At 48.0% G+C, this 21,033-nt stretch carries 18 protein-coding genes; 7 read left to right on the top strand and 11 right to left on the bottom strand.

All coding sequences use genetic code 11. The annotated features are described in order from the left end of the window. The first annotated feature begins 5 nt into the window (after positions 1-5). Entirely contained in the window at positions 6-1,931 is a 1,926-nt protein-coding gene (locus GT1_RS04390) for a TonB-dependent receptor (protein ID WP_188397697.1), read from the top strand. Positions 1,932-2,112: 181 nt separating this feature from the next. Here the strand turns inward: GT1_RS04390 and GT1_RS04385 are convergent, their stop codons facing one another. From GT1_RS04385 to GT1_RS04335, 11 genes are all read right to left on the bottom strand, one after another. Then, positions 2,113-2,880 carry an ABC transporter ATP-binding protein gene (locus tag GT1_RS04385; RefSeq protein ID WP_188397696.1) on the bottom strand — a complete coding sequence of 256 codons (768 nt, stop codon included), beginning with the start codon at positions 2,878-2,880 and terminating at the stop codon, positions 2,113-2,115. A gap of 12 nt (positions 2,881-2,892) precedes the next feature. After that, positions 2,893-3,900, bottom strand: a complete 1,008-nt coding sequence (locus GT1_RS04380) for an ABC transporter ATP-binding protein (RefSeq protein WP_223226053.1) — start codon at positions 3,898-3,900, stop codon at positions 2,893-2,895. After that, positions 3,897-5,000, bottom strand: coding sequence for an SPASM domain-containing protein (locus GT1_RS04375; protein WP_188397695.1), 1,104 nt, complete (start codon positions 4,998-5,000; stop codon positions 3,897-3,899). Before GT1_RS04375 ends, GT1_RS04380 begins: the two co-directional genes overlap by 4 nt. Positions 5,001-5,020: 20 nt before the next feature. After that, positions 5,021-5,845 carry an ABC transporter permease gene (locus tag GT1_RS04370; protein WP_188397694.1) on the bottom strand — a complete coding sequence of 275 codons (825 nt, stop codon included), beginning with the start codon at positions 5,843-5,845 and terminating at the stop codon, positions 5,021-5,023. A 4-nt stretch (positions 5,846-5,849) separates the two neighbouring features. Then, positions 5,850-6,788 (bottom strand): nickel ABC transporter permease, encoded by a 939-nt coding sequence (nikB, locus tag GT1_RS04365; protein WP_188397693.1) that lies wholly within the window; start codon positions 6,786-6,788, stop codon positions 5,850-5,852. Next, positions 6,769-8,028 carry an MFS transporter gene (locus GT1_RS04360; protein ID WP_188397692.1) on the bottom strand — a complete coding sequence of 420 codons (1,260 nt, stop codon included), beginning with the start codon at positions 8,026-8,028 and terminating at the stop codon, positions 6,769-6,771. Before GT1_RS04360 ends, nikB begins: the two co-directional genes overlap by 20 nt. A 14-nt stretch (positions 8,029-8,042) precedes the next feature. Then, the gene (locus tag GT1_RS04355) at positions 8,043-9,557 is read right to left on the bottom strand and encodes an ABC transporter substrate-binding protein (protein WP_188397691.1); all 1,515 of its coding nucleotides are present in this window, start codon (positions 9,555-9,557) and stop codon (positions 8,043-8,045) included. Positions 9,558-9,578: 21 nt separating this feature from the next. After that, positions 9,579-9,863 carry a PqqD family protein gene (locus tag GT1_RS04350; protein ID WP_188397690.1) on the bottom strand — a complete coding sequence of 95 codons (285 nt, stop codon included), beginning with the start codon at positions 9,861-9,863 and terminating at the stop codon, positions 9,579-9,581. Next, a complete protein-coding gene (locus GT1_RS04345; protein ID WP_223226073.1) occupies positions 9,821-10,843 on the bottom strand; it encodes a radical SAM/SPASM domain-containing protein in 1,023 nt (340 codons plus the stop codon). Before GT1_RS04345 ends, GT1_RS04350 begins: the two co-directional genes overlap by 43 nt. Positions 10,844-11,037: 194 nt before the next feature. Then, positions 11,038-12,969 carry a TonB-dependent receptor gene (locus tag GT1_RS04340; protein ID WP_188397688.1) on the bottom strand — a complete coding sequence of 644 codons (1,932 nt, stop codon included), beginning with the start codon at positions 12,967-12,969 and terminating at the stop codon, positions 11,038-11,040. 723 nt (positions 12,970-13,692) lie between these two features. After that, the gene (locus GT1_RS04335) at positions 13,693-13,830 is read right to left on the bottom strand and encodes a hypothetical protein (protein WP_188397687.1); all 138 of its coding nucleotides are present in this window, start codon (positions 13,828-13,830) and stop codon (positions 13,693-13,695) included. A gap of 652 nt (positions 13,831-14,482) precedes the next feature. Between GT1_RS04335 and GT1_RS04330 the strand changes: the two genes are divergently transcribed. From GT1_RS04330 to GT1_RS04305, 6 genes are read left to right on the top strand one after another with little or no spacing between them, the layout of a single operon-like run. Further along, positions 14,483-15,310 (top strand): class I SAM-dependent methyltransferase, encoded by an 828-nt coding sequence (locus tag GT1_RS04330; protein WP_188397686.1) that lies wholly within the window; start codon positions 14,483-14,485, stop codon positions 15,308-15,310. 25 nt (positions 15,311-15,335) lie between these two features. Further along, on the top strand, positions 15,336-15,860 hold the full coding sequence (locus tag GT1_RS04325) for an FmdE family protein (protein ID WP_188397685.1): 525 nt from the start codon (positions 15,336-15,338) through the stop codon (positions 15,858-15,860). A gap of 6 nt (positions 15,861-15,866) precedes the next feature. Then, complete coding sequence (locus tag GT1_RS04320; RefSeq protein ID WP_223226052.1) at positions 15,867-17,441, top strand: ABC transporter substrate-binding protein; 1,575 nt, start codon at positions 15,867-15,869, stop codon at positions 17,439-17,441. Continuing rightward, positions 17,398-18,423: an ABC transporter permease gene (locus GT1_RS04315; RefSeq protein WP_188397901.1), complete on the top strand. Its 1,026-nt coding sequence runs from the start codon at positions 17,398-17,400 to the stop codon at positions 18,421-18,423. Before GT1_RS04320 ends, GT1_RS04315 begins: the two co-directional genes overlap by 44 nt. Beyond that, positions 18,420-19,286, top strand: a complete 867-nt coding sequence (locus GT1_RS04310) for an ABC transporter permease (protein WP_188397684.1) — start codon at positions 18,420-18,422, stop codon at positions 19,284-19,286. The genes GT1_RS04315 and GT1_RS04310 overlap by 4 nt, the downstream gene beginning before the upstream one ends. After that, the gene (locus GT1_RS04305; protein ID WP_223226051.1) at positions 19,258-21,033 is read left to right on the top strand and encodes an ABC transporter ATP-binding protein; all 1,776 of its coding nucleotides are present in this window, start codon (positions 19,258-19,260) and stop codon (positions 21,031-21,033) included. Before GT1_RS04310 ends, GT1_RS04305 begins: the two co-directional genes overlap by 29 nt.

Below are 21,033 nucleotides of genomic sequence, written 5' to 3'. Positions count from 1 at the left end.
AATATATGAAAAGAAAACATCGCAAATTAGCCCTGATGACCGCTCTGGCAGGTATGCTGCTGACCAATTCGGCAGTATTGGCCGCACCACCGGAAGATACCAGCGAATTTGAACTGGGCACAGTGGTTGTCACCGCCACCAAGACCGAAAAAAACATCAAGGATGTTCCTGCCAGCGTATCGGTGATTACCGCCGATGATTTAGCCAAAGCAAATATTCAAACCCTTGATCAGGCACTGCATTATGTACCAGGCCTGTATGTAAAAGAATCGCAAGGTATGATGGGAACTAAAATTTCGCTGCGCGGCATGTCGCAAAGCCGGGTACTGGTACTCCTGGATGGGATTCCGCTGAATAATGGCTATGCCGGTGGCGCAAACTGGAACAATATTCCCATTGCATTAATTGACAGAATAGAAGTCACGAAAGGATCATTTTCCTCTTTGTACGGCTCCAATGCCATGGGTGGCGTTATTAATATCATTACCAAATCGGACGCAAAAACCCAGACCATCATCAAAGGCGGGTTTGGCGGCAACGGTACGACTGCCGGCTCCTTCTTTACCAGCGGGCACAGTGATAATAATAAATTCCGCTATAATCTCAGTTATGCCAAACGGGAAGTCGATGGTTATGTGAATCAGCCGGAGCAAAAGCCGGGTGAAAACCGTTATGGGGATTTTGCCACCGAAACAGAAAATACCGGCATAAAATTAATGTATGATTTCAACGAAGGCGAACGCCTGTCCTTATTGCGTACAGAAAGCGATTACACCTATGGCTATTACGAAGGCGGCAAGGACAGGGGCCAGCGTAAAGTAGAACTCACCGGCATTACTTATGAAAAAAAGCTGGATGACACCAAAGAACTCAAAATACACCTGGGAGAGCAAAACTATAAAAAATATTGGCAAAGAGTCGGAACCAATTATAGTTCCACCCCTGTAAAAACACAGGAGGCTGATGTAAGTTTAAACTGGGCAGTTAATGATAAAAACCTGCTGACTATCGGTGTTGCTGCCAAAGAAGACAAAGGGTCCCAGTACGATCTGCAGGGAGTCAAAACAACTGCCGCCACTGCTAAAACCAATGCGGTTTATTTGCAGGATGAAATTACGCTTAACCCCAGAAGCACCCTCTATTTAGGCGCCCGTTATGATGAATGGAAAACCAGCGACACCGTAAATAACGGCAAAATAATTGCCGACAGAAAGATAAGTAAGGTATCACCAAAAGCCTCTGTTCATTATAAAGCAGATGATAAAGTAACCTTATATGCTTCCGCCGGTAAATCTTTGAACAGCCCAACGCTCATGAATGTAGCATTTGATTATAACGACCTGCAGAAAAATTCGGAACTGGAACCAGAAATACTTACTTCCTATGAAATAGGCGCCTATATAACAGCCGCCCCCCAGACAACAACCAAGCTTGCTGTTTTTAAAAATAATGTAGAAAATCTAATTTATCAGGGTAAATCACGCTGGGAACAAGGCGATGCGGAAATACTCGGCTTTGAAGTAGAGGTAAAACACAAGTTTACTCCCGAATTAAGCGGCTTTGTTAACTACACATATAATGATACTAAATTTACCAAGCTCACCAGAAACAATGTTAATTATAAAGGAAACCATGTGCCGACAGTTCCCATGGATACCCTGACCTTTGGCTGTACTTACGCAAAAGATAAATGGACAACTAATTTACTGGGACGCTACATTGGTACAGCATATGAAGATGAAGCAAATACTGTTGGCTTTATGAGCCATTTTGTTGCCGACGTAAAGCTTAATTATGCTATGACAAAAGATACCAGCTTATCCTTATCTGTTGATAATATTTTTGACAGAGAATATCTCCAGCGCGTTGGTACTTTTAATATCTATGCACCTGGGCGTGTTGCCTATCTTGAACTAACGCAAAAATTCTAGGCCTCCTCATTAGTCCCCCTCACCCCATATATATATTTCATAAGCAAACCCCCCGGATTTTCCGGGGGGTTTGCTTTGCAGGAACTCTTTTGTCATCCATCCGCCTGCGAATAAACAACAAAAGAGCTTTGCTGTATTATTGTCACGTTAATACACTGCTGACCTGCACCGGAAACTGCCGTCAAATAGGCCAAGAAGCCAATAAAGACCGGGAATAAGGGTGCTGTGCGACCGATAATTTTTCTCGGGGCAACATCTCGACAATCCGCCCTGCGCACATGACTGCGATTATGTCCGCCAGATAGCATGCCGGCGGCAATTGGTGCGATATAAAAAAGATCGTCAAACCGCTTTGCTGCAGCTTTCGCAGGAGCATAAGAATTTGCCCCTGTAAAGAAATATCAAGGCTGGCAATGACTTCATCACAAAGCAATAGTTTAGGCTGAGAAACTAGGGCTCTGGCGATAGCTAGGCGCTGTCGCTGCCCCCCGCTTAGTTGATGAGGGTAAGACCCTAAAATATCAGGGTGCAAGCCAACGAGCTCCAATAACCGTTTCATCCTTATCAGATAGCTTTTCTTCTGCCCAGGATAATAGTTTTCAAGAGGTTCTTTCATAATACTAATTACTCGCATACGCGGATTAAAGGCACCTGCCGTGTCTTGGAAAACAATCTGTACATCTCGGCGAAAATCTGCTTTTTCATCCTTACTCAACTCTTCCAAACGTTTGCCGCAGTATAAAACCTGACCGTCATCAGGCTGCTCCAGTCCAATCATTATCCTGGCCAGCGTACTTTTCCCGCCGCCGCTTTCGCCAATAATGCCCAGACTTTCTCCACGGCTGACACTCAGCGATACATTATCCAAAGCCTTAACTCTTGTGCCGCTGCCGGGAAACAAGCCCGGGCGGTACCACTTAACGGCATTTTTCACTTCCAATATGACCATAAAAATCACCTGTCAGCATGCCAAATGGCACGCTACTGCCTGCCCGGCAGCTAACCGTCGCAGTATAGGCTTTTGCCTTTGACAAATATCCTCCCGGTAGCGGCAGCGCGGTGCAAAAGCGCATTGGTTAGCAGGGAGATTACAGAGCAACGGCGGCATTCCATGAATGAATGCCACCTCCGGATTTCCCGGAATGATCCTGGACTGTAGTAAGCCTTCGGTGTACGGATGCCGGGGCTGTTCGCATATTTTTCGGACATTACCGTACTCGACGATCGAACCAGCATACATAACTGCCAGCGAGCCGTCCAATGCTGCGGCCAGATTTAAATCATGGGTTATAAACAGCACCGCCGCTGAGTATTCCTGCCGCAAGAGCTCAATTTCTTTAATGATTTTGGCATGCAGTGTTACCTCCAATGCCGAGGTTGGCTCATCGGCAATCAGGAGCTGCGGTTGCAGCGCCAAAGCCATCGCAATCATTACGCGCTGGCACATGCCAATACTCAATTGCGACGGGTAACTTGCCATGATCCGTTCGGGTTCATTCAGGGCTAACCGCCGCAGCCACTCGGTGCTTTGTTGTCGGGCTTCTTTTTTGGCAATCGGGTTGTGTACCATAAGCGTTTCAACAAATTGACTGCCAATTCTCATCAAGGGATTTAATGCCGACAAGGGATTTTGAAAAATCATACCGATTTGTTTGCCACGAATTTTTTCCATGGACGATTCCGGCAGATTGCAGATATTTTGCTTACCCAGCATAATTTTTCCGGCGGCTATTTTCCCCGGCGCGGCAATCAAATTTAAAATGGATAATGCTGTCACACTTTTGCCTGATCCGCTTTCACCAGCTAAAACTAAGACTTCTCCGGCGGCAAGAGAAAAGCTGATGTCGTTGACAGCCCGTAGCGTCCCCGACACTGTACAAAATTCAGTGCGTAGCTGCGCAACCTCCAGGACAAGCTCTCCGGCAGGAGCTACCATAGCCGCATGGGCGGTGCTGCGGCTGCCGCTCATGACCAGAACTCCCTGACCGAGAACTCTTTGCGACCTATCAGGTCTATCAAAGCAGGACTGCCCGGCATGAAACGGGAGGATGACCGCTCCCGCCGCTCGCGATCTCCGTCTAGTATCCAGTGATAATTATCAGTATTTACATTACCCCAAGTGGCTTCGAGACCGAGCTTTTTTGCGTCCTGACGAAACACATCCATTATTTCTTCAGAATCATTCCAGTTGAATAAAATGGCGCGCAGCGATATTTTTGGCAGTTGGCTGCGGCGGGCTATTCTTAATTTAATGAGGTCTGCAACATTATTAAGCACCCGGAGATAGTCGGCGCCAACCCGGGAATACTTCAGCATATTTTCGGTTCCCGGACCGCCATGAACAGAAACAATCACTTGGTTTAACTGATTTTCAATAAGACAGATGGCAGTCGCGGTATTCAACAGCATTCCGTTGGTTGCCAGCGTCATGGTCAACGCGGGAGCAACTGATCTGCAGTTGCGTATGAATTCACATAAGTTGTCATTAAGAAGCGGCTCGCCATAATTAAATAGCTTAAGTTTTTGTAGGTTAGGCAAAAGCGGGGCCAGTCTGACAAACAGCTCCGGCAAATTTAGTTTAGAGGTAGCCCGGTGGTGATGCAGTTCGGCAGCTATGCAACATTGATAATTGCAACTGCTCATAATTTCCAGGCCCAGCTCAGCAGGGCAACCGGCAACAAGCCGCTGCCTAGCCGCATAGTCCTGCTGCCGGGAAATAAGCGATGACAAGCCGAAAGTGCCGATACACTGCCGGCAGGCGCTTAGCTCATAGAGACCTTTTTCGGCAATGTCGGCAGCTTTTTGCCAAAGCGAAGTTACATCTGTTGTAAAAATATTACCATAAGTGTTACTGCCTATGGCATCCTGGCAGCAGGTCGTTACCGAGCCGTCGGATAAAATCACGGCGCCGCTCGGAAATAAACGACACCTGGGCCGGTATTGGGGCAAGAGCTCCCGTATGGTTTTACCCAGCGGCGACAGCATTAATTGTTTTACTTGTTTACCGCTGGCCGAATCGGTATGAAGCGGTCCTTCCAGTTTGCTTAGCCTATAAATGATATCCTCCATAACTATCCTTCCTCGTATCTTTATTTGCCTTGCCACTGACGGGGATCCAAGCAGTCCCGCAACCCCTCGCCTACGAGCGTAAACCCGGTAACCAGCGCCACAATGCAAAATCCCGGTGCCATAATAAGCTGAGGATTGTCCTCAATAAAACCTTTTCCCTCACTAAGCATGGCTCCCCATTCCGCCAATGGCGGCTGAACCCCCAGACCTAAGAAGGAAAAACCGGCAATAGCTAAAATAAACTTGCCCATGTCCAGCGTAATCAGGACAAGCAGGCGGGGAAAAATATTGGGCATTAGGTGCCGGGTAAGTATTTTTAGCCGGGAGGTGTTCAAAGTTTTAGCCGCAAGCACATAGTTTTGCCTGCTGATTTCCCAAACCATATTTCGGGTAACCCGGGCATAAACCGCCCAGTGTGACAGGACTAACGCCAGCAGCAGGTTAGAAAAATCGACACCCCATAAGCCGACGATCGCTAACATCCAGACAAGTTCAGGAATAGCGAGAAAAATATCCATGACCACGGACAACAGTCTTCCGGTCCAAGCGTTGTTATAGCCTGCAACGATCCCAAGCAACAGACCTAGGGCGCTTATAGAAAGAACAATAAATGAAGACCCCAGCAGCGTTGTTTGCGCTCCGTACACCAGTCTTGACAACACACATCTTCCCAGAATGTCTGTACCTAGCGGATAGAAAGCGTCCGGCATGGCCAGTTTATTGGGCAAGTCGATGCGGTAAGGGTCATGAGGAGCGATAACCTGCGCCAGCACTGCCAGCAAACAAAAAAATACTACAAGGCAAATGCCGGCCAACAGCACCCGGTTGCTTTTAAAAGATTCCATGAGCCTACTTGTCCCTTTCTAATTGCGCATGCGGGCGCATGACAGCACAGCCCAGATCAACCAGCAAGTTAAGCGTAACAAAGCATGCCGCCCAAAACAGTACATACCCCTGGACTACCGGATAATTCCTATCAAAAATTGCGTCTACCACCATTTTCCCCAGCCCCGGCCAAGCAAAAATTTTTTCAATAATAACGGAGCCGCCCAATAAATAGCCGAAGTTGAGGGCGGCGACGGTTAAAAACGGCGAAGCGGCATTGCGCAAAATATGGTTGAACCATAACCGGCGACGGGGTATTCCCCTGGCGCGTGCCGCCACAATATAGTCCTGCCCCAAAATTTCAAGTAAGCTGGCGCGCAGAAAACGGCTGTATACAGCTGCCAGTCCCAGTCCCAGAGTAAATGACGGCAGTACTAAATGGTGCCAACTGCCGCTGCCGGTTACGGGAAAAAACCGCAGCTTGACAGCGAAAAAATAAATGAGCAACAACCCCAGCAAAAATCCGGGCATGGCTAAGCCCAACAGCGACAGGGAGCGGCTTATATGGTCTAACAGCTTATCCTGCCAGAGAGCGGCGGTAATTCCCAGCGGTATTGCCAGACACAAGGCAACCCCAACACTGCAGACAGCCAGTTGCAAGGTTGCCGGAAACCGATCCAGAATTTCCTGGAGCACCGGCTGACCGTCGCGATAGGAATTTCCCCAGTCGCCTGCTGCAACATTACCGAGCCAAACAAAATATTGTTGCCATAAAGGTTTGTTAAGCCCCATCTCTTCCCGCATTTGCTGGATATTTTGCGCCGATGTCTCCAGCCCCGCAGCAGTCAGGAGTACGCGGGCCGGATCACCGGGGCTCAAGGCCAGCAGCAAAAAAACAATTATGGAGATACCTGTAATAACGGCTGCAAAATGTGCAATTTTTTCAAACAGATACGTTGACATGCTGCTCTTCCCCTTCCTCAGCCGTCAGCCATAACCGGTGCAACTTAAACACTGCAGTCCAGATAAGGCCGCACAGGATAATAAAACACCCGCTTGCTGCTGCCAATACCCGGGGTGAAATAACTTCAAGCATATAACCGGCGCCTAAGGCCGATAGGCTCATAATTACCGCCAGCTTTATTTTATCCAGGGCAAATACTTTGCCCCTGATGTCTGCTGGAACAAACAGCATCAGGAGGGTATTATACAATACGCCGAAAATCCCTTGGAAAATATAGGTGACTACTAAAATGCCTGCTGCAGCAAACAGACTGAAGCTTTGACTGAAACCAGCCAGAGCAGCCCCGATACCCATCAACGCCCAACTCATTATCGTCCAGCTGGCTTTAACGGATTTATACCTGGCCTTGACAACCATTATTGCCAGGCTGCCGCCTATGAACCCCAGTCCCAAAGCCAGGTAAAATACCCCCAAGCCCAAGCTTCCGGCAGAAAAAACCTGCAAAGCAAAAATGCCCAGTAACACATTCATGATGCCGCTGCTTATTGCCAAGCTGGCATCTGTCGCCAATAATAATAGAACCGCCGGGTTGCCTCTGAGCCACCGCCAAGTGGCTGCCAGTTCCGTGCCGACCCATTTGCCTGCTTGCCGCTTATTGGGGACTGACTTACCTGTTATGCCGCTTATCAGCAAACCAGACACGATAAACGTAGCCGCATTAACAATGAAAGCGCTGTTGTTTCCCAGCAGACTGACAATCCAGCCGCCGGCCAGTGCGCCAAACGCAATTGTCACGCCAAACGTAAAACTATAAATACTGTTGACTGTAACCAGCTTTTCTGCAGCCACAATCTGCGGCATATAGGCTAATCTCGCCGCATCGAATAAAACTGTCCCCAACGCTAGGCAGCCGCTCAGGCTATAGGCGATCCATAAATCGTCGGGCTCACGGATAAATAAATAGCCTAAGACGAATAAGGCCCGGAGGACATCGGCAGCTACCATAATCCGCTTTTTATCCAGGCGGTCGATCCAGGCGCTAAGCCACGGCCCCGCCAGCAGCAAAGGAATTGTCCGGCAGGCAATAATAAACGCGACAGACAGCCCGGTGCCGGTCAGTTGCAGAACCATATTAATCATGGCCACATGATTGAACCAATCGCCGATACTGCTAATGCACTGAGAAAGCCATAACCGCCGAAAAGCAAAATTTATCTTGAGTAAAATCAGCCATTGCATGATGAGCCTCGCTACTATTCTTTAATTCCCATCTTCTCCCATGGGAGTAAAACAGCCTGGCCCGGTAACAAAGTAAACGGTATAACTTCCGGGCGGACTACCGCAAAGTTTATCTCCTGATAAAGCGGCACAAAGGCGTAACTGGCGCTGAGCAGTTTATTAATATTTGTTTGTACTTCGGCCCGCTGCTGCTGTGTCGTATGCTGCAGCAGCTCAATCTGGCGGGCCAGCTCCGGCGTATAATAAATTGCAGCCGATTCGCCGGCAAAGCCCCAAGTGAGCATCCCCCAGGGGTCGTACGGCACCCCCATCGTTGCCAGCAGGGTCAGATCATACTCCTTTTTGTCGACAAATTCCCAGAACGAGGCCCTGTCCGCCTGTTGAATAAACAGACTGATATTTTCTTCCGCCAGATAGGCCTGGATTAATTGCGCTATCGCCAAATCATGCGGTTCGGACGAACATACCAAAAAGCGCAGTTTTGTCGGCATTTGTTCGGGTTTGGCTACTCGCCGGGGGGCGGGCAGGCTGCCCTCCGGCCAGTCAATGCCTGCAGCAAACAGGCCTGTAGCAATTTTTCCTTCACCCGGTGCCAGTAGTCCGGTTACCAGCTCACTTGTTTTCCCGCGTACGACCTCGTATAAATACGAGCGGACGGCGTCATGGCGCAACGGGCCGGTAACGGTATTGAAAACAAGCAGCTTATTAATCGAGCTGTCGCCGGTTATAACGTTGTAGCCTTTTTGCGCCAGTGACTGGGCGCGGCGATAGGTCAATGTAGCGCCATGCCCGTCCCAGTTGGCGTAAATCATGTCAATCTGCCCGCCTTCCAGCGCCAACGCCCGGCTTTCTTCATCTGGAATAATGCGCAGCAACAGTTTCTCTGTTCTTGCCTTTTCTCCCCAATAAACGTCATTGCGGCTAAACTCCGCGTGTTGTCTGGGCTTATTTGACATCAGCACAAATGGCCCGCTGCCAATGACCCTGGCCCATGCTCCTTGTATATTGTGAGGTGGCTCGACACAATCAGGTGATATCACGGACAATGAGTGACGGCACAGATCGTCCAGCAGCGGCGCATAAGGCCTGTTCAAGGTAATTCGTACTGTAGTCGGACCAAGAACTTCTGTCTTGGCAATAACATCAGCCAAACCGCCTTTGCCTTGCCTAAGCCAACAATAGCGATCAAGAGAAAACTTTACCGAGTGGGCATCAAGCACCGTACCATCCGAAAAAGTTACAGCAGAACGCAGGGTAAAATTCCAGACCAGTTGCCCTGCGTCCGCCTGCCAAGCAGTCGCTAATGCCGGTCGGTAAGCGCTGCCGTCTTTTCTTATCAGCGTGTCGAAAACCAACGTTACCGCGCTGTGAGAACTGTTAGACGCCAGCGGATCGAGACCGCCGATATCGGTAGCAATTCCCAGCCGCAGCCCTCCGTCCACGTCTTGGCCGGCACACCCCAGGCACAGTGTCACGATTAACAAGAGAATGAGCCGAGCCACCCAAGCCTTTGTCGGCAGTTCTGCCATAATAGCACCTACTTAGCACTTTTAATTCCAGCTGATCAGGTCTCTTGCCGCCAGATCGTCTAAAAAAGCCTCCAATTGCGCACTGACTTCGCTTTCACTGGTATCATATTTGGTGGCCAGCTGCGCAATCATCTCCTTTACCGTGATTGTTCCGTCACACATACGGTATACTGCGGCTTCACTTTCTTCCATCAGCAAGAACAAATCTCCTGAATGAAACATTATTTTATCAGCTTCTTCTTTAATCCGCACGGAAGGTGGGGTTATCCGGCAGGGTTTGCTATCCAGCAATACGGATCTGGACATAGATAATCTCCCCTTTCTTGCCAGGCTAAAGCTCTGCAGCCTCCGCCGCAGCGCAATTTATATTGACAGGTCGCACAGTCTTCTTTTAATAGGTCAGTATTGCGGACGGCCTGGAGGAAGGGAGCTTTACGCCATAGGCTGATAAGGTCGTCGCTGCGAATATTGCCTAGTTGAATATCCATCATATTGGGGCATGGATAAATATCGCCATTGGCATGGATGCCGAGAAAAAAATAGCCGAGCAGGCAGCGCTGCACTAAATTCTTGTCTTTTTCAGGATTGACTAAAAAGTCTAGCGGTGTATCGGCTTTTATGGTTATCCCGTAGGTCTGCTCCCAACCCTCTTTTTGCAGCATAATATTTTTGAAATCTGGCAGCGGCAACGCTAAATCCCGCAGTTGTTGGCCCCGTCCGGTAGCCATCAGCGGGTTAATGTGAATGACTTTTAACTTTCTGTCGGCCATAAAGTTGAGGAGGTCTGGAAAGTTATGCTGGTTGCGCCGGTGAAAAACGGTTGACAGTTCAGGCAGTATTCCATATTTTTGCAAATTATTAAGGGCCTGCAGGGCTGCCGCATAGCTGCCCGCAAACCGGTAGCCGTCATTGAGTTCTTGCTGGGCGGCGTCCAGGCTGATTCTTATTCGCAAAGGCTTTTCCCTTTGCATTTGGGAAAAATCGCAGGCCGTCGCCTCGTCTAACAGGCTGCCGTTGGTCACCAGTGAAACCTCAAGTCCTTTCCTAAGCGCATAGCCGACTATTTCTTTGAAGTCAGGCCGGCACAATGGTTCACCGCCACTGAAATCCATATTCCATACGCCGGCTTGAACGGCCAAATCAATAATATTAAATATCTCCTCTGTACTCAATTCCGTATGGGCATCAACCGTGCTCTGAGCGTCCATAATACAATAACTGCAGGAAAAATTGCATCGGTTTGTCACGAAGACACCCAGTTGTAAAGGGTAGTCAGGCAAATACATCATTACACCTCATAACCGTAATAGTAAAGCAGGCAGTCTGTATTACAGACCGCCTGCACACGAAAAATTATAGAGCATCCGGATGATGGCTCATGCAACCGGCCATACGGTATGCACGTAATTTAAGCGTGAACTTTTTCATAAAAATCCCTCCTTTTCTGCTGATATCTATTCCTTAGAGCTCTTAAGGACCGTTAGAATTGATGGGTTAGGCCCAGCCAGACGCTTCGCCCGTTTGCCGGCAAATACCCATATTCACGGATATCTGAGTTAAAGTGCGCATTTTCAGCATATTTTTTATCAAATAGATTGAGAATGCTCAGGCTGAGCGTCACATGCGAGTCCAGCTTGTTTTTCAGTCCCAGGTCGACTACGGCGTAGCTGGGAAGTTGCGCGGTATTCATCGGATCCATATACTGCTTGTCCAGCCAGCGTAAGGACAGGTTTCCCTGGAATTTGCGCCTGTCGTCATAGCGCAGGCCGGCCACAACCATTTGTTTTGGCACTTCCTCAATCTTTTTACCGTCGGCTATATGGAAAGCTCCATAATCGTCTTCGTAGGAATACTTATCATATTTGGCTTGTGTATAGCTGTAATTAAGAACGGCAGACCAGTTGGTATCAAACATATGCTCTATCTCAAATTCTACGCCCTGGTGGTGCCCCTTGCCGGCGTTGAGGCTGCTAAACAAATCAACCGGGTTCAGCACAATTAGATTTTCGATATTCATTCTGTATACTGCCAGAGAATAATTTACTTTTTCATTGGGTGACGATTTAAGCCCGATCTCATAGTTCCAGGCTTTCTCGGGTTCTAGTTTGTCAGTAAAAAGCAGTTTGGGATTGCTGGGTGGCTTAAAGGCTTTGGCAATGCTGGCATAGGCGCTGGTTTTGTCGGATATTTTATAGTTCACTGCCAGTTTGGGGCTTAGGGCATCAGTGGATGAGGAATAATTATTATGGGTATTTTTATGATCACTATAATCATAATCAAAATTGTCCCGGCGTAATCCCAGCGTTACGGAAGCCTGACGTGAAAGGTCGAAGTGGTCTTGAACGAAAAATGCCGTTGTTCTGCGCTCTAAGGTATTATTGCTCGTTGGGCGCGCTACTCCCATGACTTCATAGAAATAATCTCTGGCCAATTCTTCTTTCTTGTATAGGATGCCGGCAATGAAATCATGCTCCGTCCTGCCGATTTGCTGTTTAAAGTTTAGCTGTGATTCTATGCCGAGTGTTTTGCCGTCACTGTCGTTGAGATGATAAACGTACTCATTCCGCGGTGGGATATCATAATCCATCCGGATGTTTTGCTTTACCTTGCTATAAAAAATTTTATTATTCAGACTCACATCCGGACCGATCTCCGCGTTGTGAACGATGGCAATGCGGTCTTCTTTCACTTTCCGGTAGTCGTCAGGAGTTGAGGCAATGCGCGGGTTGCGGTCATATTCATCCTGGGTCAGCGTTCCCGGTAAGCCAAAGTAGCGATCACTGTGGTCAAACAGTAATTCGATTGTCTGACTTTTTCCCAGGTCAATATCAAACCGGGAATGGAATAATTTATTATCGTAGTCACTGTTGCGCCGGTAACCGTCGCCTTCCTGCTGCCGATAGGTCAGTGCGTAACTGAGGTTATTCTCCTGCCCCGAACGGCTAAAGGCATAATCGCGGCTGTTAAAGCTGCCGCTATTTACAGTCAGCGTGGTTTTGCTGTCAAGGCCGCCTTTTTTTGTGATGATATTGATGACTCCGCCCATTGAGTTGGAGCCATAGAGTGCCGAGCCCGGCCCCCTGACAACTTCAATCCTGTCAATATTATCAAGGTTAATATTACTTAGCGCAACGCTGAAGCCCTGACTCTGGTCGTTAGCGGGTATGCCGTCAATCTGCAATTGAATATTCTGATTGGCATTTACACCCTGAAAACCGCGCAACCCTATGCGCACATCATTGCCATTGCCGTATAAATCGACAACAAACAACCCGCTCACCTTTTTCAATACTTCGGCAATATTCGTTGCCCCCGATTTTTCAATGTCGGCAGAAGTTATGACCGATACACTGGCAGCAACATCCTTTACCTTTTCTTCATTCCGGGTGGCTGTCACGACAACTTGATCCAAGTCAAAAGTAGGATTTTCATCAGCAAAACAGTATGAATTGGATAACGATAAGATAATAGCAAATGCCCATGAGCGCTTGAAGTGCTTTCCGCCCATTTTCCGTTTCCCCTCTCTTTCCTAACGTCAATTAACTAAAAAAAATCCTGTTAGATCGGCAAGAACCGTTTTACAAAAAAAAGCCATCAGACCAGACGCCGGATATCATACCGGCGGATGATCAGATGGCCTTCAAACCAAAAACTCATTACCATATAATAATACTACTACACAAAAACCAAACCTATCAGCAAATAGTCGATATTGTCTGTTAGGTTCTAACAATTTCCTGAAGAAGAGTACAAGACAAAAAAAACATCACCTCAATTGTATTATTTCAACAATACAATTGCAGGAGATGATCTTCAGATCCAAACTCAATTATTCCTTTGATCCACATATTAGCAAAAAAAATTTCTCATGTCAACATTTTTTTTACAGAGCGCACATTTTTTTACAGTTCCCCCGCAAATATGACAATACAGCTAGGCGGGAACGAAGGAAGTTATCGCTGGCCCACGTCTTTTCGAAAAAATTCTAGACCTCCCTCATTAGCCCTCCTCTTCCCATATATATATTTCATAAGCAAACCCCCCGGATTTTCCGGGGGGTTGCTTTGCAGGAACTCTTTTGTCATCCATCCGCCTGCGAATAAACAACAAAAGAGCTTTGCTGTATTCAATTTAGTTAATCACGCTGACGATTAAACAATTTCCAAATTGCATCAGTAAAGCACCACACCCGCAATAGGGAAAAAGCAGCAAACATTACTACTATCAAAAGCATACCAACAAATCCGGCACTTGAACTTGTATGTTCAAGCAAGGTTATCACCTCCTTCTCTCCCAAAGTGAAATATTTCACTTTATTGTGTCAACCACCCCCTTCCTAGAGCAAACATGACTTCCTCCAAAACAAAAAGGCATGAAGCTAAAAAGGACGCTTTGTTCCTTTTTAAGGCTTCATGCCTTACTCACACCCGCCATTACTATTATTTTCTAAATTTTTATTATATTCTTTATTATACTATTTTCGTTCAAATAGTACAACATAAACATTTATTTGAATATTGGTTCCAAGGCCGCATTTCTCATAACACTATCACGATTTCTGTCAAAGGAAAGCTTCTAACCACCGGTAAATTTGTCACAAAATAACAAAAAATGAAAAAATATCTTTACAGAACTCCTTGAAAATGCTAAGATTTTAAATGTGAGGATGGATTGTGAAAATCCATAAATATGGCAGATGTCATATTTCCGTAAATTGCGTAAATCACACACAACAACATAGCAAAAGAATGTGGTATGAAACCATGCTGGATAAGTATTATTCCGGGTTTCATACCATTTTTTTGCTATGGCGGAAAACCTTGTTTGGTATCGGAATATTAGTATAGGAAAAAGATTATGAAGAAACAGGCAAGGGAATGTATGTTCGTTATTTCACGAACACAAATACTGGAGGAAGGTGAACGATGAATATTAATTATTTTGCCGAAGCCTGGAAAAAGGATTTGTCTGAATTGGCCGCGACCCAAGAGTTCTGGAATATGCGGGCCGACGAGTTTAATCAGCATGGCAGGGATGAAAACGGAAAGCGGCTCCAACAGGTTATTGAGTTTTTAACAGCCCGAAACATATTGACCGCAAATGCGGAAATTCTGGACATCGGTTGTGGTCCGGGCAAATATACCCTGGAGTTTGCCAAAAGGGCCAAACAGGTAACCGGGATGGACATTTCCCCGAATATGCTGAAACATGCCAGTGAGAACGCCCGGCAGCAAGCGGTGGATAATGTGCGCTTCGAACTGTCTCCCTGGGAAACGCTCACCCTGGAAGAGCACGGCTGGGAGACCAAATATGATTTGGTATTTGCCTCCATGTGTCCCGGAATCAGCAGCAGCGACAGCCTGCTGAAAATGTGCCGGGCCAGTAAGGGAGCCTGCTTTTTAAGCAGCTTTGTCAAACGGGAGGATGAATTAAGAGACAGGCTGTACCGGGTGGTGTATGGTCAAGAGCCGGATAACCGCTGGGGTAAAACGATATACCACGCCTTTAATCTGCTGTGGCTGTCAGGCTATTATCCGGAAGTAACCTATCATGACAATGAGTTTGAACATGCCTGGCCGCTGACCAAAGCCGCCGAACTCTACAGCCACCAGTTAAAACACATGTACAAGGCAACCCAGACAGTCGAGGGGATCGATGACAAAATTGCCCAATACCTGGACGACCTCGCGGTCAATGGCATTGTCACGGAAAAAGTGCAGTCCAGGACTGCCTGGTTATACTGGAAGGTATAAAAATTACCATAAGGGAGAGGATTTTGTGAACAAGCAGGAATGGCAGAAATGTGTGGAGTTTCACGGGCATGAGTGTCCGGGGCTGGCGATAGGCTTCAAAGCCTGCGAAGCTGCCAGGGAAAAATTAGGAATTGCATTTTCAGAGGATGAAGAAGTGGTGTGCGTTACCGAAAATGACGCTTGCGGTGTTGATGCCATTCAGGTAATCACAGGCTGCACTATGGGCAAAGGGAATCTTTTGTACCGCAGCACCGGCAAACAGGCGTACAGCTTTTACAATCGTGCTACCGGTGAAAGTGTCCGGCTGGTATTAAAACCGTTTGGAGGTGATATGGACCGGGAGAAACGCCAGGCCTATTTGCTGGAGGCACCGGCCGGCGAAATTTTCGAATTCAAAACCCCAAAATATACAGTACCGGAAAAAGCCCGGTTGTTTAGTACTATCTTATGTGAAGAATGCAACGAAGGCTCACCGGAACACAAAATCAGGCTGCAGACAGGAAAAAAGGTTTGCCAGGATTGTTTTGCCGAATACAGCCGTGGGTGGTAAAAAACTATGTACCGTGACTTGAAAAGCCGGTTGCGTAAAGCAGTTGTACTGGCGATAGCCTTTTGCACAATGCTGCTGGCAGGCGGCTGCGGCGCCGGTGAAAATAACAGCGCCGCAGCCGACGCCAACAAACCGCTGGTCATTAATCTGAGCGGCGGCGACTCAGGCCTTCCCTCGCCTTATGCCCACTATCCCCGGGGGCCGGGTACGTTTAAAATGAGCCTGATTTTTGACAGTCTGCTGGAGCGGGGAGAACAAGGGTATATTCCCTGGCTGGCGGAAAAATGGGAATTATCGCCGGATGGCAAGATATACACTTTCACACTGCGCCAAGGGGTCAAATGGCATGACGGCAGCCCCCTGACCGCACAGGATGTCAAATTTACTTTGGAATATTTTGCAAAACATATTCCGGTCAGCAATGAATTGGAGATTGACGGCAAAACAATTGTAGAATCGGCGGAAGCGATAAATGATCATACAATAAAAATTGCCGTGACCAAGCCCAATGCCACTATCCTGGGCCGGCTGGGAACTGTCAGAATCATCCCTAAGCATATCTGGGAAAAAGTTGATGATCCGAAAAAATTTACCGCTCCGGCAGCAGTCATCGGCTGCGGGCCGTATGTCCTGAAAGAGTACCATAAAGAGCAGGGCGCCTACAAATTTGAGGCATTTGCCGGGTACTGGGGCCCAAAACCGCAAGTGCAGGTGCTGCAGTTTATTCCTGTCAGCGACAGTATGCTGGCCTTTAACAAGGGCGAAATCGACCTGACTGCCGTAACGGCGGATTTACTGGCAAGGTATGAAAATAATAAAGAATATGTCATTAAGCAAAACCCGGCGTTTTGGGGGTACCGGCTGCTCTTTAATATGGAAAAGCGCCCGGAACTGAAAGATAAGCAGGTGCGGCAAGCCTTTGCCCATGCGATTAACCGTCAGGAGCTGGTTGATAAAGTTGCGCGGGGAGCGGCGATCCCGGCAAGTGCCGGTTATCTGCCGGCAAGCCATATCTGGTATAACCAGAATGTCAGGCAATATGATTTCAACATTGAAAAAGCTAAAGAACTGCTGCAGGGGAAAAAACTAACCTTCAACCTCCTCATCTCCAGCGGGGAAGCAAGAATTGCCGAACTAATGAAGATCAGCCTTGCCCAGGCGGGGATTGAGCTTGTCGTCAGGAGCGTGGACGGCAAAACACGCGATGCGGCGGTTATCAGCGGTGATTATGAACTGATTATCAACGGTCATGGTGGCTGGGGCGGCGATGCCGATTTACTGAGAACGGCCTATGTTGCACAATCCCCGGATCAAAGTCCGTCGTCCCGCGGGGTACGTGGCTACAGCAATGAAACCATTAGTACCTTATGCGAGCAACAATTGGTGGAAATAGATCCGGCAAAACGCAAACTGCTGATTTTCAGACTGCAGGAGGAAATCGCGGAGGAAATACCGCAAATACCGCTCATGAATACGACCGGCTATATTGTGTACCGGCCTGCAAAGTATGGCAACTGGAGGTATATGTTTGATCATCATGAAGTCTCTCATAACAAACTTTCGTACCTTGCCGTCCAGTAAGCTGCTTAACAATAAGCCACTGCAGAAATTTTGCGAGTATCTGATTACTTTTTTTTGTATCATCACCTTGAATTTTTTTCTGCCCCGGCTGCTCCCCGGTGATCCCTTTACCTTTCTGACAGGCGAAGCCGATGAAGTAACCGTGGCTTATACCGAGGAGCAGTTGAGCAGATACAAAGCCTATTTCGGACTGGACAAACCTCTGTCAGCCCAGTATACCGATTATCTTGTCAACTTGCTGCACGGTTACATCGGCTACAGCCTGTATTATAACGAAGATGTGCTGGTATTATTGGGGAAACGGTCGGTATGGACCATCTCGCTTGTTGTCGTCTCACTGCTGATAAGCTGTATGCTGGGGATTATCCTTGGCAGTATTTCAGCCTGGAACCGCAACAACAGTATTGACCGGTTTTTGTATTTTTCTATGATCGGCTTTTCAGAAATTCCCGTTTTTCTCATCGGCCTGGCGCTGTTGTTTGCCGGTGCGGCCTGGCTTGGCTGGTTCCCATTATCCGGTGGAATGAGTATTTTTGTGTCATTTGCCACACCTGTCCACAAAGCCCTTGACCTGGTGCATCATGCCATGCTGCCGGTTATTACCCTGGTTCTGGCACGCCTGTCCGGCTTTTATATGATCTCCCGGAGCAGCATGCTTACCGTACTGTCCAAGGATTACATGCGCACTGCCAGAGGCAAAGGGCTTTCTCATAGCCGGATATTGTTTGTCCATGCCCTGCGCAATGCGGCAATCCCTGTTATTACCCGGGTATTTCTAAGCCTGGGAACAGTTTTCAGCGGCGCCATTCTGGTTGAAAATGTGTTTAATTATCCCGGTGTAGGCCAGCTTATGCGGGAGTCGGTAATGATGCGGGACTATATTTTGATTCAAGGTATATTTTTGTTTTTTGCCGTCAGTGTGCTTACCATGAATCTAATCGCAGATATATTGTATAAAAAACTTGATCCGAGGGTCACATGACTGAGCTGAAACGGGGTTCTCAATTCTTCCAAAGCGTATGCAAAATTATTGGAAAATTATCATTATCGGGACAATTTGCACTTATCATTATATCACTTGTGCTGCTAACCGGGTTGTTTGCCGACTGGTTGTCCCCTCACTCGCATAGCCTGCCGTCCGGAAACGCCCTGCAGCCGCCTGATAGCCGGCACTGGCTGGGAACCGATGAACTGGGAATTGATCTGTGGGCCCAGATCTGCCATGGAGCCCGCCTGAGTATTTTTGTCGGACTGGGAACAGCGCTTTTGGCCGGCTTAGGCGGCTGTCTCATCGGTATACTGTCCGGTTATTTTGGCGGTATGACTGACCGGCTGGTTATGCGGCTCACCGACTTGATGATCGTATTGCCTGACTTACCCCTGATGATTGTGCTGGGAGTGTTTCTTGGTCCCAGCCTATACAACATCATTTTGGTTTTAGCCATTTTTTCCTGGACAGGGCCGGCGCGAATTGTACGTTCTAAAATTTTATCCATGAAACAGGAAAAATATATTACTGTAGCCACCAGCTACGGTGCCGGTTTTGCCCATCTGACAACCCGCCATTTCCTGCCGGGAATATTGCCTCTGGCCGCTATCAGCATTATTCGCCTGACCGGACGCGCCATTGTGGCCGAGGCCGGCCTGTCTTTTCTGGGCTTGGGCGACCCGACCTCCAAAAGCTGGGGCTTGATCTTAAATCATGCGGTACAGTTTAAAGGAATATATTTTACCGAATTTTGGAAATGGTGGGTGGTAGCCCCGCTGATGGCCATTACCTTATTGGTGGTTGCCATTGCGATGCTGGCGAGAGCCAGTGAAACGCTGGCTAATTCAAAACTTTAAGAGAGAAGCGTGTACCATGGGACCGATATTGCTAACAGTTGACAAGCTTTCTGTACAGTATAACATCGGAGAAACGACGGTAATGGCCCTGGACGAGGTTTCTTTTTCCCTGGAAAAAGGGGGCAGTCTGGGGATTATGGGAGAATCAGGCAGCGGCAAGACTACCACTGCCATGGCGCTTATGGGCTTACAGGACAAGGCAGCCATAACCGGCGGACAAATATGTTACGGGGATGTCGACTTACGGCAACTGTCTGAACAGGGTTGGAATCAATACCGCTGGCGGAAGCTGGCCATTGTTTTCCAAAACAGCCTGGATGTTCTTAATCCGGTGCTGACTGTATTTGAACAGATTCATGAATGTCTCCGGCGGCATACTGCTCTGCCGCCGGCTGCCGCCCGGGAAAAAATTGACCAGCTTTTGCGCCAGGTCGGACTGGCCTCCTCCTGTCAAACCTGTTATCCGCATCAGCTGTCCGGCGGGATGCGGCAGCGTGTGCTGCTGGCTATGGCTCTCTCCTGCAGCCCGGAGGTGCTGATCGTGGACGAACCCACCAACGCCCTTGACGCGGTGACAAAAACAGAAATTATTGACCTCCTGGCAAAGCTGCAGCAAAAGCATGGTTTTGGCCTGATTGTTATTTCTCATGAAATCCATACTGTCGCCCAGCTTACCTCCCGGCTGCTGGTCCTCTACCAGGGGCGGGTTGTCGAGGAAGGCTTGACCAAAGACATTCTGAACCACCCGATGCATAATTATACCCGGGGCTTATTGCATTCTTCGCCGGAAATGAATCCTTACCGGGATATGTGGGGTATTCCCGGGGAAACGGAACAGAATCCAAACCGCGGCTGTCCTTTTTATGCGCGGTGCAATCAGCATATTGACTGCTGTATATCAAACAAGCCTGATCTCAATTATGTCGCACTGGAGCGCCGGGTTGCCTGTAACCGTAGCGGGATTGTAACCCTGCTGCAAGGCATAGAGGTAAATAAAACCTATACCTGTAAAGGAAATTCTCTAAAAGTTTGCAATAATTGCACCCTGGAAATCCGGTCAGGAGAGATTGTTGCGCTAATCGGTCAATCCGGTTCCGGCAAGACGACATTGTCCAGTATTCTTGCCGGAGTATTGCTGCCTGACAGCGGTGAAGTCATATTTGAGGGGGAAAAAGTAACGCTTAACAGTGTTACCCGTAAAAAACAGGGTATCCAGATTGTTTTTCAGGATCCCTATTCAGCCATTAACGAACAGTTTACGGTGGAACAGGCTGTCCGTGAACCTCTGGATATTTTGCGGCAAGCAGGCTCTGCTGCAAAACTACGGGAAATTGTCGGCGCTGCCCTGCTCAATGTCCAGCTCCCTGGAAATGATGAGAGCTTTTTAGCCCGCAGATGCCATACCTTAAGCGGGGGGCAGCGGCAGCGCGTGGCGGTGGCCAGGGCGCTTGTCATGGAACCGGCGCTGTTAATTGCCGATGAAATCAGTTCCATGCTGGATCCTTCTACTCAGGCAAATCTTTTACGGCTGTTAAAGGGACTGCAAAATCAAAAAGGGTTTGCCATGCTGTATATTACCCATGACCTGGCAGTCGCACAAAAAATTGCCGACAGAGTCTGTGTTATGTATCAGGGTAGTATCATCGAAAAGGGCAATGCAGTGGATATCTTTACCAGGCCGGTGCAGCAGTATACCCGGAAGCTGGTAGCAGAAGGAAGCATGCCTTATCAAGCAATATGGAGATGA

Source organism: Sporomusa sp. GT1 (assembly GCF_014634905.1).
GTDB classification, from domain to species: domain Bacteria; phylum Bacillota; class Negativicutes; order Sporomusales; family Sporomusaceae; genus Sporomusa; species Sporomusa sphaeroides.
The sequence above is the reverse complement of the archived record's forward strand: the minus strand, read 5'-3'. Positions and strand labels throughout refer to the sequence as shown.